General features: G+C 39.0%; 12 protein-coding genes. 10 read left to right on the top strand and 2 right to left on the bottom strand.

Going from position 1 to position 15616, the window contains the following annotated elements; all coding sequences use genetic code 11:
- The 10 genes from FAZ25_RS07895 to pnuC all read left to right on the top strand — a co-directional run bounded on the left by FAZ25_RS07895 (position 1) and on the right by pnuC (position 13440).
- Positions 1–2130, top strand: coding sequence for a hypothetical protein (locus tag FAZ25_RS07895; RefSeq protein WP_192269388.1), 2130 nt, complete (start codon positions 1–3; stop codon positions 2128–2130).
- Positions 2131–2140: 10 nt separating this feature from the next.
- Positions 2141–3022 (top strand): class A sortase, encoded by an 882-nt coding sequence (locus tag FAZ25_RS07890; protein WP_146973060.1) that lies wholly within the window; start codon positions 2141–2143, stop codon positions 3020–3022.
- A gap of 62 nt (positions 3023–3084) precedes the next feature.
- Positions 3085–5091 carry an SspB-related isopeptide-forming adhesin gene (locus tag FAZ25_RS07885; RefSeq protein ID WP_146973057.1) on the top strand — a complete coding sequence of 669 codons (2007 nt, stop codon included), beginning with the start codon at positions 3085–3087 and terminating at the stop codon, positions 5089–5091.
- A 557-nt stretch (positions 5092–5648) separates the two neighbouring features.
- Positions 5649–6644, top strand: coding sequence for an IS30 family transposase (locus FAZ25_RS07880; RefSeq protein ID WP_192269385.1), 996 nt, complete (start codon positions 5649–5651; stop codon positions 6642–6644).
- A gap of 496 nt (positions 6645–7140) precedes the next feature.
- Positions 7141–9003: a DNA primase gene (dnaG, locus tag FAZ25_RS07875; protein ID WP_192269383.1), complete on the top strand. Its 1863-nt coding sequence runs from the start codon at positions 7141–7143 to the stop codon at positions 9001–9003.
- A gap of 39 nt (positions 9004–9042) precedes the next feature.
- Positions 9043–10341: an RNA polymerase sigma factor RpoD gene (gene rpoD / locus FAZ25_RS07870; protein ID WP_004905722.1), complete on the top strand. Its 1299-nt coding sequence runs from the start codon at positions 9043–9045 to the stop codon at positions 10339–10341.
- A gap of 108 nt (positions 10342–10449) precedes the next feature.
- Positions 10450–11007, top strand: coding sequence for a QueT transporter family protein (locus FAZ25_RS07865; protein ID WP_192269379.1), 558 nt, complete (start codon positions 10450–10452; stop codon positions 11005–11007).
- A 2-nt stretch (positions 11008–11009) separates the two neighbouring features.
- On the top strand, positions 11010–11744 hold the full coding sequence (locus tag FAZ25_RS07860; protein ID WP_004901702.1) for a 3-oxoacyl-ACP reductase: 735 nt from the start codon (positions 11010–11012) through the stop codon (positions 11742–11744).
- 63 nt (positions 11745–11807) lie between these two features.
- A complete protein-coding gene (locus FAZ25_RS07855) occupies positions 11808–12380 on the top strand; it encodes a uracil-DNA glycosylase family protein (protein ID WP_099045018.1) in 573 nt (190 codons plus the stop codon).
- 265 nt (positions 12381–12645) lie between these two features.
- Positions 12646–13440 (top strand): nicotinamide riboside transporter PnuC, encoded by a 795-nt coding sequence (gene pnuC / locus FAZ25_RS07850; RefSeq protein ID WP_192269376.1) that lies wholly within the window; start codon positions 12646–12648, stop codon positions 13438–13440.
- A gap of 67 nt (positions 13441–13507) precedes the next feature.
- Here pnuC and FAZ25_RS07845 read toward each other — a convergent pair whose 3' ends face one another.
- A complete protein-coding gene (locus FAZ25_RS07845; protein ID WP_004901695.1) occupies positions 13508–14614 on the bottom strand; it encodes an SLC13 family permease in 1107 nt (368 codons plus the stop codon).
- 101 nt (positions 14615–14715) lie between these two features.
- Positions 14716–15603, bottom strand: coding sequence for a LysR family transcriptional regulator (locus tag FAZ25_RS07840; RefSeq protein WP_004905711.1), 888 nt, complete (start codon positions 15601–15603; stop codon positions 14716–14718).
- Between the last annotated feature and the right edge of the window lie 13 nt (positions 15604–15616).

The raw sequence follows: 15616 nt of genomic DNA, 5'->3' as shown, positions 1-15616 counted from the left end.
ATGTTTCGGAAGAAAAAACAAACTAGTATTGGTGATCCATTTTTTGCCCGCGTTGAACAAACTGAAATTGATCTCAATGATGAGGTGATTAAAGACCTGGCAGAAAAAAGTGGGGTAAGTGAAAGCTGGCCGAATGTATCACTGTCAGGGCTACAACAATTCGCTGCTGGTTTGGTCAATGATGTGGTTCGCGCAGGTGATCATGATGTTCGTTTAGGCAATGTCGTCTACTTTATCACTAACGAAAAAGGTCGTGCTGAGCCAACCGGATTAAGTTGGGAAAGAGCGACATTAACAGCAGGGTTTGAAAACATTGTTGTTAGTACCGCTGATCATATTTTTAATGACACAGAAATTCGTCAAGATGAAGATATGACTTATGACATTATTGTTGAAGCCTTACAACCGCTGGTGGATGCCGTGCTTGCTGATGGTAGTCTATCATCAGATGATTTGCCAGCGTTACCTTCTGAGGAACAGTTTAGACAAGCGCGCGAAACTGGTGAAGTCCTAACAGTTGAGCCTAATAAGTTCCAACGCACAACGATTGAAGTCAAGCCACCAGTAGTTCAAGCTGTTGACAATGAAACTAGTGACCGATCACAGGAAAAGGTCGTAAAGACTGTACCTGATATTCCTAAGATAGTTGACCAGCCAAAGCAGCCTTCGCGTGACGAAACAGTGAAGCCAACTGTTCAAGCTGTTGTTCCGACTCAAGACAACGCAGAGGGTATCATGACCGAAAGTGATCCCACACAGAAGTTAATTGATCGTGTCAACCTGGCACCAAATGCTTTTGAAATGAGTGATGTCAAAGCTGATTTGCCTGCGGAACACCCCGATTACGTGGTTAGTCGTTTGAACGCAGACAAAGCCAAAGTAAATGACTTTCTGAATTATACCAGCAACATTTACACGCAAAAGATACGCAAAGCGATGTCCGACTTGTTGAAGCAACAACAAGCAAAGACGAAGGCAGCAGTTGAACAGTTACGTGATACTAATGTTTCTGAGACGGTTGATGCACAAATGAAAGAAGAACGGGCAACTGAGTTTGAAACCCGTTATGCGCAAGCACATCAAGCTCGTGAAGCAGGTTATCGCACTGCTGTGGAAGATGAGAATGCGCGTCATGATAATACACTCAAAACGCTCAAGAGTGACTTTGTAAGCGACTTAGAGGCTTTGAAAGTATCTGTTAACCAAGAGCTGGATAACTGGTTTATAGAACGTTCTAAAGACTTGCAAAGTAATCTTCAAGCCACAGTAGACGACCAGGTCTCAGAAGTGACGTCACAAGCGCAAACAGAGACGCTAACCAGTCTTAAAGCTTTGCGTGATGACTTATTAGCTCAGAACACACAATCCTTGCTAGACATGCATCAAAAGCTGGAAGAAGACATCAGTAACAAGCGAGCACAATATCAATCAGAGCATGAAAAAGCGATGATCAGTGCCACTGAGTTAGAAAGTGCTAAAACGCATGCTGGTAACCTCAGTGAACTTGAGCAACAAGTCCAGATTTTGAAGCAAACTAATCTGAACCTCGAGCAACAATTAAAAGGTAAAGATGCTGTCAATAGTGATGAGGTTTCCCAACTTCGTCAACAACTGCAAATGCTTCAAAATGCCCCCAAGACAACATCACATGATGAAACTAACCAACAATTGATGACTTTGTTAGCAGCGCAAATAAAGCAGCCTCAAGTTGAACAAAAGAAAACAAGTGCTTGGCAATCATCGGCGATTGGTTTCTTGGCTGTTCTGGCTATTGGTAGTGCGGGCTTTGGTGGTTATGCGATGGCACAACACAAAACCGATGCCACTGCACAATCATCAAAAGCAGTCTCTGTGAGTGGTCACAACGAAGGCAACGCAACCGTAACCTTAGCACCCGAATCATCTGAAGCTGGTTCTTCTTCAAAGGTAAGTGCTTCAAGTAGTCAATCAAACTCATCAAGCTCACAAGCTAACACTTCTTCTACTTTAGCTGATCGCTATCATGTCGGTGAAGACGTAGATGCCACAATCAATGGTCAAACAGTCACCGCTAAAGTCGTTTCGGTACAAGACAAAACCATCACAGTGCATCATGATGGCTACGATTATGTTGTCCCGTTTGACAATTAGGCGGTGAACTATGGCAATCAACATTGAACAAGTCAAGAGCCGTCGAAAGAGAGCGCAACCGAGACGTCCAAATTACCATCGTTTGAAAAGGCACCATCCAATTCTAAAAACACTGTTATTAGCCATGTTTGGCATCTTAATTGTCACTGGCGCTGTGATTTACGGTAACCATACGCAGTGGCAAACAACGCAGAAGGTTCAAAAAGCTAGTCATAAGGCTGTTGCTCAAGCAAAAAAACAACCTGTTGTCAAAGCAAGTCAAGTCAAACAAGTGGCGGCACAGAAAAGTGTCAAACCTGATTACTCAGGGACTGGCGGTTTATCTAGCAAGGAAGATATGTTGAAACTAGCCCAAAGCAATCAAGCTGAAATCCTACGTGGACATGTGGCTGTGCCAAGTTTTAGCATTAGTGAGCCAATCTATGAAGGCACTAGTAACCACGTCTTAGCCATTGGTGCGGGCATGAATGCACCCAACCTAAAGTTTGGAACTAGATTAGTGCCAATATTTGCTCACAATATGGGTGATTATAATGCCGTGTGGCCATACCATCCTACCAAGTTTAGTGCCTTACAAAACATGACTGAAAAAACCATCATAGGGAAAGATATTTATCTCTCTGATGGTCATACAGTTTATCGTTATAAAGCGACCAAATTGGATTATGGTATCGCTGTGGGCGCGATAAATCAAGAATTATCTATTGAGAACACAGGCAAACCAAAGGTTAAATTGGTTGCTTGTTTGGAAGATCAAGAATTTTGGCAGCAGGTTAAAGCGAGTCACTACACAAATTTCACCGCTAAAAAGCGAATCGTACTGACTGGTGAATTAGTTGGTCAACAATCAATTAATTCCCTGGACAGCAGTTTAAAGCAACAAATGCAATAAAACCTATAAAGGGGGTCGGGATTTACGACCCCCTCCAAAAATCGGAAGAGAGAATATTTGTTATGTCACATAACATTAAGCACAAATTGCGCCATCATATTTTTGAAGGGGCAGCCATTGCCACGATTATGATTCCAATGGCTTCACCAATCATTGCCCATGCCACAGATACACCAACGCCTGTTAAGGTATCTACAATTGGGACGAAAGTAAAAATTGATGATGCGGATTTGCAAAAATCTATCGCTGATGCCAAAGCCGCCGGTGTGGACTTAACGCAAGAAAAGACCGATACACAAACCGTTAAATCAAGTGAAGTCGCCTTAGCCAAGAGTAAGATTTCTGAGAGTTACAAGTCACAAATATCTTCCCTTGAGGCAGCTACTAAGGCACAAAAAGCACAAGACGATGGCTACAACAAAAAAGAAGCGCAATACGAAAAGAACAAAGCGGCTTTTGATAAACAGGAGGAAGAAAATAAAGATAAAGATGGTCATCCATCTGAAACTGTCCTTCAACAGCTATTGCTACAAGCAGAAGACAATGTCAAAATGTCTTCTTCCTTAAAGTCTACAGATGGTCATTATTATGATGGTAAAACTAACGATGTTGGGAATAAGGCGACACTCGTTTATCGCTATGATAATAAAGACGATTCATCTAATAAAAATGCTAATGGTGTGTCCTCATCTTGGTATCATGTTCAACTAAAAAAAGGTAAAAGTTTTACAACGACCCATGAAAATTTGCAAAATGCAAGTTATAAAGGTCGCAAAATTACCAAAATGGTTCAAGTGGTTACTAACAATGATAATAATACTGATGACGGTAATATTGACCTAATGGTAGCTTCAGACCCTTCGTTAGGAGTTTGGTATAATGGTGCTGTTGATAAAACTAATGGTGCCAAACGTACGATTACAGATGATCGTACTTATTACTACGCTGATGGTTCAAAAGTTATATTTGATGATAATAATGCCTATATTAGTGTCGGTTCATTGAATACCGGTTACTTGAGTAATAATGGTAAGTCGGATTCATTGCACATCGAAAAAAGCAAAGCTAATGCTGGTACGCTAGTTCCAATTAACGGTGGTACCATTAAAGCTCAGAAAGATGGCTTTGACTATGCAGATATGAATAGTTGGTTTAACGCAGACGGTAGTGTGTTCCAGTCACCTTTTAATAATGGGCAAAAATGGGCCAACGACATATGGGATACTGGATCATCGCAATATAGATGGTATGGAACAGGTGTTTACAAACTTAAATCTGGAACAAGTACTATTAGTCTGAGTGCCGAAACAATATCACAGCGAGCTGATAGTAATCCAACAACTTGGTGGACATCATCAACCACAATGCCTTTCAATACGGCGCCAATTCCACCTGTTAAGCCGACACCCAAAAAAGCAACTTATAAGCTAAGTGAGCTTTACACAACACCAGAGCCACACAAATCAGAAACGGATGATAGTGGTAAGGACAACAACGGTCAAAATGTTAAGCCAGGTCAAACTTTGAAATATAAGTTGACGTGGGACTTGAAAGGCCTAGAAGCCATTGACGTGGATAAGGATACTTTAGCTAAGGGCTTGTCATTCATGGATGATTATGATGAGACTAAGCTTGATATTACTGATCAAACTAAAAAAGACTTCACTGTCATTGATGCCAAAACACAAAAGTCAGTGATGGATGAACTCCAACAAGATTGGGATATCAAGAACGGTAAGTGGACTTTGAAAGCAAAGAACGTGCAGGACTTTTTGACTAATCATGCAGGTCATGAATTGACCATCACGTTTAATCCAGTGGTTAAAAAAGATGCCACAGGGACGGTAACAAACACTGCGGTTCAAAATGACTTTGGTCAGGATTTTGATACTGAAACAGTCAAGAATCCAATCACGCCTGATACGCCAAAGCCCGATACACCATCAACACCTAATACAAGTTATGGTGAAGCGCCAAAGGGTTGGTTATATGGTGCTATTGCAGCGATTGCACTAGCAGGCACAGCCTTTGGATTCCGCAAGCCAATCAAGAAGTGGTTCCACAAATAACAATATTTAACAGTGCCTTGGGGCATTGTTTTTTTGTTTTGTCCTTATCAATCAATAAAATAATGAACAATACACCTTGTTTTGTTCTTCACAAAGTGGTATATTTAAGAGGTTCAGAAGAGGTCTTGACATGCAATATCAGTAGTTTGCTTTCAGCATTATTACAGTTAACCTGTAAGAAATTATCATATCTCACTTCATACACTTTACTGTTGTTGCATGGCTTTTCATAACATTTTTCCTAAGTTAAGCAGTGAGTCAGGCAGATTCCAAAGACTCACTGCAAAATATAGCCATCTATTGATGGCTTTTTGTGTGTCTATCAAAGTATTTAACGGATGGAAATCACGGAGTTGAAATCATATTGGTAAATATATTATGTATATCAAGGCGAATATATTTATCCTATCATTATATAAGATGAAAAAAGTGTACATCTAATATATTACGTATATAGTGATGTATATGAATGCTAATATGTTCGCCTATATGATTTAAACATATACATCGTTGCTGTTCAATTATCATTTAACTAATTAGAGGAGAATAAGGACACAATGGGGAAAAAGTATATTCATATGCAGTACGCAGAAAGGCAGCAAATTGAGGCTTTGAGAGCAGCTGGACATACATACGCCTTTATTGCCAAACAGCTAAACCGCTCAATTTCAACGATACATAACGAGATACACAGAAATACCATGCGTCAAGATGTGACAAACCATACGAAGGTGTTTGCCTATGACGCCGATATCGCAGATGGTAAAGCAATTAAACGACGGTCAATTGCTTCCAGACAAAAAGTGAAATTGACACGCCATTGGCAAAAAGTCATTAATACCTATCTTAAAAAGCGTTGGTCATTAGAACAAATTTCAAAGGGGACTAAGGTGCCTTATGCAACCAATACCTTGTATAACTATGCTAAAGATGGTTACTTACGCTATCGACCCAAAACTTATCGGATCAAAAAGAAAAAATACCACGGGGTTAAGACGGACCGTGGTGTTTTTGCGATTCATCACATATCATTAAGGCCTAAAAAAGTTGAAGAACGACAAGAGTTTGGTCACTGGGAAGTTGACGGGGTTGAAGGACCACGAGGTAGTGATGCCATATTGTTGACCTTCCTAGAACGCAAGACGCGTTATTTAGTTGCAGTCAAGGCAAGAAGTAAAACCAACAAATCTATCAACGAAGCGATGGATTTCTTTTTTCGGTTTTATGATAAGCAAGTTAAAAGTTGTACGTTTGACCGAGGAAATGAGTTTACTAATGGGGGTAATGTGATGAACATTACTCATGCCCACAACAAAAAAATCTATTTTACCGATGCCTTTGCTCCTTGGCAGCGTGGGTCAAATGAAGAACGTAATTCACGCATTAGGGAATACTATCCAAAAGGAACAGCTTTTGGTCATGAATTACAAGTGCGTTTGAATGCCGTCACAAAAGAAATCAACAATAAGCCGATGGGTGTCCTAGATTGGCATTCTCCGCAGTTTAAATTTAATATGGCAACCAAAAGGACTAAACGTAAGCAAGTGAGTTAAAAAGCTCACAATGCGCTAATAAGCCGCTTAGAAGAGGGCGGCTTATTTGTCGTTGCTAAACAATAATATATTTGACGACACTATCAAAAAATTAAGATGATGGTTACCCAAAATGTTAGAAAATAATCCTAAAAATCGAAAGAAAGGCATCAAAAAGAAAAAACGTGTTGAAAATCATGAAAACTCTGCCAAAAACAGGAAATTGTAAAGAAAATGTAATATTCTGTTTTAACGGTGATTTAATGCGGTTTTAAGGCTGGATTTTATCAATATAACATCAAAAATTACTTTTAATTTTCGGCTTGAGGTTGACATCTGCCTGTTTAGTACAGGTTGACATAATCTGGCAAGTCTAAAACGAAAATGTTGATGTGTCAAGGTTTATCGGGCAATTCAACCTCTTGACAAATTGTTATTTCTTAACGTATAATGTAATACAGTTCGATTGTAGTGTCGCAAATTGCTATTTGCGACTTTTGTTGTTGAAAGGTGATTTATGGCGAATCGTATTCCAGAATCATTCATTGCAGAAGTGCGTCAGAAAGTCAACATTGTTGATGTCATCGGTCAATACACACAGTTAGTAAAGCGTGGCCGACAGTGGACTGGTTCCTGTCCATTCCATGATGACCGTCATCCTTCATTATTCGTGGAAGAAAATAAGCAAGTTTTTAATTGCTTTTCTTGTGGACGATCAGGCTCGGTTTTTTCATTTGTGATGGAAAAAGAGGGTATGAGCTACCCTGAAGCAATCATATCATTGGCTGAGTCAGTTGATATGCAAGTTGACAGTCAATTTGTGGCGGACGCCACACCAAGAATTGACCCAAAAACACAAGCTATCTTTGACTTGCAGGCTGCAGCACAGCGATTGTATCAACATATTTTACAGCATACAACGTCAGGCGAAACGGCGCTACATTATTTACACGATAAGCGACAATTGACTGATGAAACAATTAAACAATTTGGCATTGGTTTTGTACCTGATGATAATGTGTTGTTGCAATATGCTGAGACCCAAAATATTTCACGTGAAATTATGCTAGCGTCTGACTTGTTTTTGAGCAATGATGAGGGCCGCTTGCGAGATCGTTTTGCCGGACGTGTTGTTTGGCCCATACGATCTACGAATGGTCAAGTTGTCGGCTTTTCCGGTAGGACACTGGATTCAAAAAATAGTATTAAATATATGAATAGTCCTGAAAGCCCTTTTTTCAATAAAGGTCAAATACTTTATAACTTTGATTTGGCTAAAGGTGACATTCGTAAAACTGGTACAGCAATGATTTTCGAAGGGTTTATGGATGTCATATCTTCGGAAATAGCTGGTAGACCGGCAGCAGTTGCAACGATGGGCACAGCGTTGACCCAAGACCATGTGAGACAACTGACGCGATTAGCTAAACGTATTTTGTTAGTATATGATGGTGATGAAGCAGGTCAAAATGCTGCCAAACGGTCAATTCATCTCATACAGGCGCAAAAACAAGACGTTGATATTGGCATTGTGCATTTGCCAGATGACCTTGATCCTGATGAAGTACGTGTGCAAAAGGGCAAAGAGGTTTTAAAGCAAGCTTTAGACCAAAACATTCAGACGCCGATTGCTTTCTTGATTCAATCAGCTAGATACAATAAGAATCTGAGTAATCAAACGCAATATTTGGCTTTCTTAGGTGAAGTGATGACAATTCTTCAGCAGGCGACGCCTGTTGAGCAAGATATGCAGCTAACCCGCATTGCTAATGAATTTGGTACATCCAAACAAGCACTGATTGAACAGTTAAAACAAACGCCAAAGCGGCAGTCAAAAGAAACTGTCAATAGGACATCACAACATTTTCATCAGCAGTCGCCACAAATAACGGATATGGAAGAGCCACCATTGACTGGGGATGAGGCGGCCTTTAGCAGTAATCAGCAAAGTACTAACCAAATTGAACAAGCTGAAAGAGCATTAATTATGGCGATGATTAAGTCACCGCAAGTATTAGAACAGGTCAGCGACACCACTGGCTTTGCATTTGTTCATCCAGAGTATCAATTATTAATGATGTTAATTGCCATCTATCAAAAGCAACAGGCTCATTTCGATTTGGCACAGTTTATGGATTTTATTCAGAAGCCTGAGTTGAATCAGCGTATTTTGGCAATTGATCGTACTTTTGGCGATTTGGCAGTAGAGCCTGGGGCTATATCCGATTATTTACGCATTATTATGCACGACGCACCAGTTGAAGCACAAATTAAAACACTACAACAAGCCATTGATGTTGCCAAACAGCAACATGATGATAATAAATTATTACAGTTAACCACTGAATTAATTAACATAAAAAAACAGCGAAACAAGTAGTCGTATTTGAGAAACGACTTTTATTGAGGAGAGATATTAATGGCAACAATTTTAGCTTCAAGCAAGATTTCAGATATCAAAGCATATTTGGATTCACAGAACATCTCATATAACAGCCGTGCTAAAAAAGCTGAATTGCTTGCGCTTGCGCAAGGGAAAACACCGGAAGAAGCAGCAGCCGCCGGTAAAGCTTCCAAGCCCAAGGCAGCTAAAAAGTCTGGTATTATCAAAAATCCTGAGTACGATAAAGCTGTTAAAGCTTTGATTACAGAATATAAGCCAGCTAAGGAAGTGACTTATGCGATTCTTTCAAAGCGTTTGGCAGAACCATTTAATCTTGATGGTGAAAATATTGAACGTTTGATGGAAAAAGTTGAAGACGCCGGTGTTGCTATTGTTGATGAAAAAGGTGAACCAGCGCCGGAAGTTCTTCAGGCTAAGCAAAATAAGCCTTCTAAAGAAGAGTTAGCGCAAGCTGAAGAAACACCAGCAGGCATTAAAATTAACGACCCAGTTCGCATGTATTTGAAAGAAATTGGGCGCGTTAATCTACTAAAAGGTGACGAAGAAATAAATATTGCTAAGCGTATCGAAGATGGGGATGTTGAAGCTAAACAAGAATTGGCTGAGGCTAATTTGCGTTTGGTTGTGTCTATCGCTAAACGTTACGTGGGCCGTGGCATGCAGTTCCTCGATTTGATTCAAGAAGGTAATATGGGCTTGATGAAAGCCGTGGATAAATTTGATTATACCAAAGGATTCAAATTCTCAACTTATGCAACTTGGTGGATTCGTCAGGCGATTACACGCGCAATCGCTGACCAAGCTCGAACAATTCGTATCCCTGTTCATATGGTCGAGACAATCAATAAGTTAATCCGTATCCAACGTCAACTCTTACAAGACTTAGGCCGTGAACCTTTGCCTGAAGAAATAGGGGCGGAAATGGATTTGACACCAGATAAGGTGCGTGAAATCTTGAAAATTGCGCAAGAACCAGTATCCCTAGAGACACCAATTGGGGAAGAAGATGATTCGCATTTGGGTGACTTTATTGAAGATAACGAAGCTATTTCACCTGCTGATTCTGCAGCGTACGAAATGTTACGAGATCAACTTGAGTCTGTACTTGAAACATTGACTGATCGAGAAGAAAATGTTTTGCGCTTACGTTTTGGTTTAGAAGATGGTAGAACACGTACCTTAGAAGAAGTTGGTCGCGTCTTTGGTGTGACACGTGAACGCATTCGCCAAATTGAAGCAAAAGCGTTGCGTAAGTTGCGCCATCCTAGCCGTTCAAAGCAACTTAAAGATTTTATGGATGATGGTAACAACTAATAATAGTGCAAGAAGTCACGTATAACGTGGCTTTTTTTATTGTGCTATGCTATGCTAATAAATAGCGGTTCATCAACCATCCCGCTTATCAAAACTAGGAGATTTTTTATGGAGAATAATAATTTACCGACATCACCAAACAAGGCTAGAAACATCACGTTAGTTGCGATTGTCGCTGCCATATATGCGGCAATCACTTTTGTGATTCAACCCATAGCTTTCGGACCAGTACAATTACGTGTTTCTGAGGGGCTAAATCATTTAGCTGCTTGGAATAAAAGATATATTATCTCATTGGGTATTGGTGTTTTGATTGCTAACCTGGTATCACCGCTAGGCTGGATTGATTGGATTTTCGGTACTTTAGGCACAGTAATTATGACTGGTATCACTTACTTGTTGACACGCCGTGTGACGCAACCAATCATTAAGATATTGATTAGTACATTTGTGGTGGCAACACTTGGGATGGCGATACTTGCAGCAGAATTTACCTTTGCATTTAATATTGGTGCACATGGTGCCTCACCATCAGGTGCTAAGGGTGGGTTGTTGGCACAATGGGGAGCTTATTACGTTAGTTTAGTACCGGGCGAAGTTGTATCATTAATTATTGGTGGTATTGTGGTTTATGCACTGAGCAAGATTATTAATTTGGAAAGATAACGATGACGCAAGATTATAGTAATAAAAATATCTTATTAACCGGTGCTGCTTCAGGCATCGGTTTTTCGCAATTAGAGGCATATCTGGCGGCGGGCGCGATAGTTTATGCTGTAGACAGGCAAGACATTGCTTATCAACACATTAATTTGAAAACATTTAAATTGGATATTAGTCAACATAAACAACTTAAGGTATGGCTTGAAACACTAACACAATCGGTATCTTTTGACATATTATTGAATACAGCTGGTGTATTAGATGATTACAAGACATCCTTAGACACCACGCTGGATGACTGGCAGCATGTGCTTGACATTAATTTGACCCCAATGTTTATTCTGACAAATGCTGTTTTGCCAGCAATGCTATCTCGAGGCTACGGTCATATTATTAATATGGCTTCCATTGCCGGTTTTTCTGCCGGTGGTGGTGGTGTAGCTTATACTTCAGCTAAACATGCAATTGTGGGTTATACGAAACAATTAGCTTTTGATTATGCTGCAAAAGGCTTACATGTTAATGCTATTGCACCAGGTGCGATTAAAACGCCGATGAATGCAGCAGATTTTGCAGGTGACGCTGAGATGGCAAAACAGGTGGCTGCGCAAACACCTGCCAAACGTTGGGCTAATCCTGATGAAGTTGCGCAATTATCTTTGTATCTGACTAGTCAACAAGCTGATTACATCAACGGCACTGTAATACCCATTGATGGTGGCTGGACTTTGGGACACTGAGCTTCTGTTGCGTGATTTGAATGTGATATACTTAGGAAAGATATAAGTTTGGGGGCAATTGATATGTCATTATTTGAAGAAATTGCAAATGATGAGGACAATAAGGTATATAAAGCAAAGGGATGGCTGCCTATATACGCTGCACCGAGAACGGCAGAAATATTGATTATTGGGCAAGCACCAAGTAAGCGTGTTCAAGAGACTGGTATTATGTGGCATGATGCGTCGGGTGATCGTTTACGCGATTGGTTGGGTGTGTCGGAGACAGTATTTTATCAGTCTGGTAAAATTGGTGTTATTCCCATGGATTTTTACTATCCGGGAAAAGCCGCTTCGGGTGATAAGGCACCTCGAAAGGGTGTTGCTGAAAAATGGCACCCTAAATTACTCGCTGAAATGCCAAATGTCAAGTTGATTATTTTGATTGGGGCTTATGCACAGCGTTATTATTTGAATTTGACAAACAAAGAAACGATAACAGCGACTATTAAAAATTATCAGCATTATTTACCAAAGTATTTTCCGATTGTCCATCCATCACCAAGGAACAATATTTGGTTGAAGAAGAATCCGTGGTTTGAGCAAGAAGTATTGCCAATGCTTAAGCAAGAAGTGCAGGCAATTTTGAAACAATAATCAAAGGACGTGTTTGAATACAATCAGACAGGTGCTTTTTTAGTTATTTACCATAGTATAAATTAAAAAGGTAACTTTTAATGCGTATATGCGTTATAATTATCATCAGTGATTACGTGTAGATAATCACAAATTATAGAAGTGAGTACAGATGATGCGCATAAATAAACCGCCATAAAGTTAGTTAAACTATCATTAAATTGACAAATTCACGTAGCGTTGCTTCCGAACACGGCTACTAAAAAACAATAGGAGATAAAAGTCAATGAACACATTAACAGGTACCGTAGCACAAAAATGGAATCATTTTAAAACAGGCATGATATTGTTACCCAAACAGCTACAATACACTTTCAGCCTCAAAGCAAATTTAACCGACATACAGGCGTTAACTAAAACTTCAAGGTTATTGATGGGCGTTATGCTATTGGCAACGGTTGTGGCATTTATATTTGGTGATAATTTTTCACCAATTGGTTGGATTAGCCTGATCACAGGTATTTCAACAGTTATTAATTTAATTTTGGTCGACCAAGGTCGCCTAACTAATTATAGTTGGGGTATGTTAAGCACCGTCGTTTGGCTAATTGTAGCATTAAATAACCACTTGATTGGTGATATTGCCTCGCAATCGTTTTACTTTGTAATGCAGTTTATCGGTATTTCAGTTTGGCATCAAAATCAAAGTAGCCGTCATGTCGTTGAGTCAAAAAAACTCTCTTTTCAAAAGGGAATGGCTTATTTTGCGATGACGATTATTATATATGGCGTAGTTTTATTTGTTAGTCACTCACTTCATGGTTCGCAAATTTATTTAGATGCAACGTTATTGCCACTGGGTCTTGTCGGACAAATTTTAATGACTTATGGCTATCGCTCACAATGGATTGCTTGGATAACTCTTGATATTATTAATGTTATTATCTGGGCGAGAGCGTTAAGTATGGATGGCTCAGCCGGCGCAACCTCAATGCTAGTATTGCAAGTTATCATGTTAATTAATGCTTTCTATGGGCAGTATATGTGGTTTAATCAGTCTAAACAAAACTTAGTGCAATAAACAGCACGCATCATATCATAAATAAAAAGCAGTGCCAGCAATAAAAAAATTGCTGGCACTGCTTTATTTAGATGAATAAAATTAAACTGCCAATAATAACAAAAATAATTAAATAAATTAAATTCAGCCAAGTAAAAGTCTTAAAGAAAGTGACAGATGTTCTGTCTTGCGAAAAAATATTATATTGACGCAAGGCGAGCAGGTTAGCTAAGGAGGCAATGAGTGTGCCTAGACCACCAACTGTAACCCCTAAATAAATACCATAAAAATGATCTGTAAACTTGGATAACAGCACAGCAGCAGGTACATTACTGACGAATTGGCTTGATATAATTGCTGCAAAAAATGCATGAAATTGTGTTTGGGTTGTCGCTACTAGGAGCTGATGGATAATATCGATTCTGCTAACAGCACCGACAATAATAAAGAAATTGATGAAAGTTAAAATAATCCCATAATCAACTTGTTGGAATACTTGTTTATCAAGCAAGAAGGCACTTAATACACTTGCTAATAAGGACCACCAAATCGCAATAAAAGACAAAATTCCTAATAAGACAATCACTGTTGCAAGTATTAACCACCATACCTTCTGATGGTCTAGTGACACAGGATCAGTTGAGATATTATCAATAGGTTTGGCTGGAAATAGAAAACTCACAGCAAAGAGACTAATCAGTCCAATTAAACCCAAAGGGATAGACATGCCCAAAAATGTTGGTAAGCTTAAATGATAAAAAGAAACAAGGTACAGGTTTTGCGGATTACCAAAAGGTGTCAGCGCACTTCCAAGATTAGCATAGATTGTCAGTAGACTAATTGGAACAATTTTTTTGATGGCCACTTGCTGACTAATTTTAAAAAAAATAGGTACCAATGTCAGAATGGCCACATCGTTAGTGAACAGCATAGAACCGACAAATGAAAATAAAAGCATGACGCGTATGATGTCACGAGTCGATCGACATTTGATGACAACTGTATTGGCGATATACTTTAACACATGTAATTGCTCATATACTGAAACGATGATGATAAGCGATAGTAGCGATAAAATTGTTTTGAGATCAATATCTTCAACAGTGACGTGCCCGAAAATAAAAGCAATAATTGCTAGGAATAGGGTAATTAAAAATGTTTTATCGGTGGCGATTTTTCTGATGACACTTGACATAATTATGCGATGTCCTTTGTGAATTTAGTATGATGATGCTTGTTCAATTATAACTGATTTTAAAGTAGAAACCAGCAAAAAATAGGCAATGGCCATTTCGGCTATAGTTGTTGGGATAAGATATTCATTAACATACGTTCTTCAGTTGTTAATACATGATTTTTCCTGAATGCTACATTCACATTGAATGTTGGTTGTGATGAATCAAGTAAAGGCACCATGATAATATCGTCGTGATTGGATTTGACAATATTGGTAAGGATGGCAATGCCAAGGTTTTCAGCAACTAGACTCATTAGAAAATAAACATCACTTGTTTTCATAAAAGTCTTAGGTCGATATCCGGCTTTTCTAGATAAAAGTTTAATAGCTTGCTCATGAATAAAACTACTATCCAAGGAAATAAATAGCTGCTCTTTTAGTGCTTCAAAATATAGACCAGGATTTTTGGCTAATGGATTTTTAGCAGACATATAAACATAGAATGTAGTTTTGGCAAAAGGAAAAATTTGTAATTTATCATCGACGGCATCACCTAAGGAACCCAACAGGGCAATATCGATGTCGCCATCAATCAGAGATTGCTTTAAACTATTGGATCCAGCTTCGTAAATATTCATGTGACTAATGTTAAATTGACGATCGAATTCTTTAGTAGCCATCGCGATTTTAGCAAAGTAGGCATTTTTGATAATTGGTGGTAGGCCTATTGTCGTGGTATGTGAACGCAAATGATCTAATTCGTGTTTGGCACTATCAATTTCGTTTAAAATCGATAAACTATGCTCGTGTAATTGTTCACCAGCAGCGGTAAATTTTAACTCGGATTGGGCATTACCACGAATAACTAATTTAATCTGAAAAAAATTTTCTAGTCGTTTTATAGCACTACTAATGGAGGGCTGACTGATACCAAAAATTTTAGCAACTTTTGTAAAATTTTTTTCTCTGTATAATGCATTGTAGTACATTAAGTCATTGACTTGCATGTTTTTATCCTTT

Source organism: Leuconostoc sp. LN180020, assembly GCF_014844115.1.
GTDB classification, from domain to species: Bacteria; Bacillota; Bacilli; order Lactobacillales; family Lactobacillaceae; genus Leuconostoc; species Leuconostoc citreum.
This window is presented reverse-complemented; position numbering and strand designations above follow the sequence as displayed.

Coding starts and splice junctions, on each gene's coding strand:
- FAZ25_RS07865 (WP_192269379.1), top strand. CDS start 10,450: ATGGAGAATAATAATTTACCGACATCACCAAACAAGGCTAGAAACATC.
- FAZ25_RS07860 (WP_004901702.1), top strand. CDS start 11,010: ATGACGCAAGATTATAGTAATAAAAATATCTTATTAACCGGTGCTGCT.
- FAZ25_RS07845 (WP_004901695.1), bottom strand. CDS start 14,614: ATGTCAAGTGTCATCAGAAAAATCGCCACCGATAAAACATTTTTAATT.
- dnaG (WP_192269383.1), top strand. CDS start 7,141: ATGGCGAATCGTATTCCAGAATCATTCATTGCAGAAGTGCGTCAGAAA.
- rpoD (WP_004905722.1), top strand. CDS start 9,043: ATGGCAACAATTTTAGCTTCAAGCAAGATTTCAGATATCAAAGCATAT.
- FAZ25_RS07855 (WP_099045018.1), top strand. CDS start 11,808: ATGTCATTATTTGAAGAAATTGCAAATGATGAGGACAATAAGGTATAT.
- FAZ25_RS07895 (WP_192269388.1), top strand. CDS start 1: ATGTTTCGGAAGAAAAAACAAACTAGTATTGGTGATCCATTTTTTGCC.
- FAZ25_RS07880 (WP_192269385.1), top strand. CDS start 5,649: ATGGGGAAAAAGTATATTCATATGCAGTACGCAGAAAGGCAGCAAATT.
- FAZ25_RS07840 (WP_004905711.1), bottom strand. CDS start 15,603: ATGCAAGTCAATGACTTAATGTACTACAATGCATTATACAGAGAAAAA.
- pnuC (WP_192269376.1), top strand. CDS start 12,646: ATGAACACATTAACAGGTACCGTAGCACAAAAATGGAATCATTTTAAA.
- FAZ25_RS07885 (WP_146973057.1), top strand. CDS start 3,085: ATGTCACATAACATTAAGCACAAATTGCGCCATCATATTTTTGAAGGG.
- FAZ25_RS07890 (WP_146973060.1), top strand. CDS start 2,141: ATGGCAATCAACATTGAACAAGTCAAGAGCCGTCGAAAGAGAGCGCAA.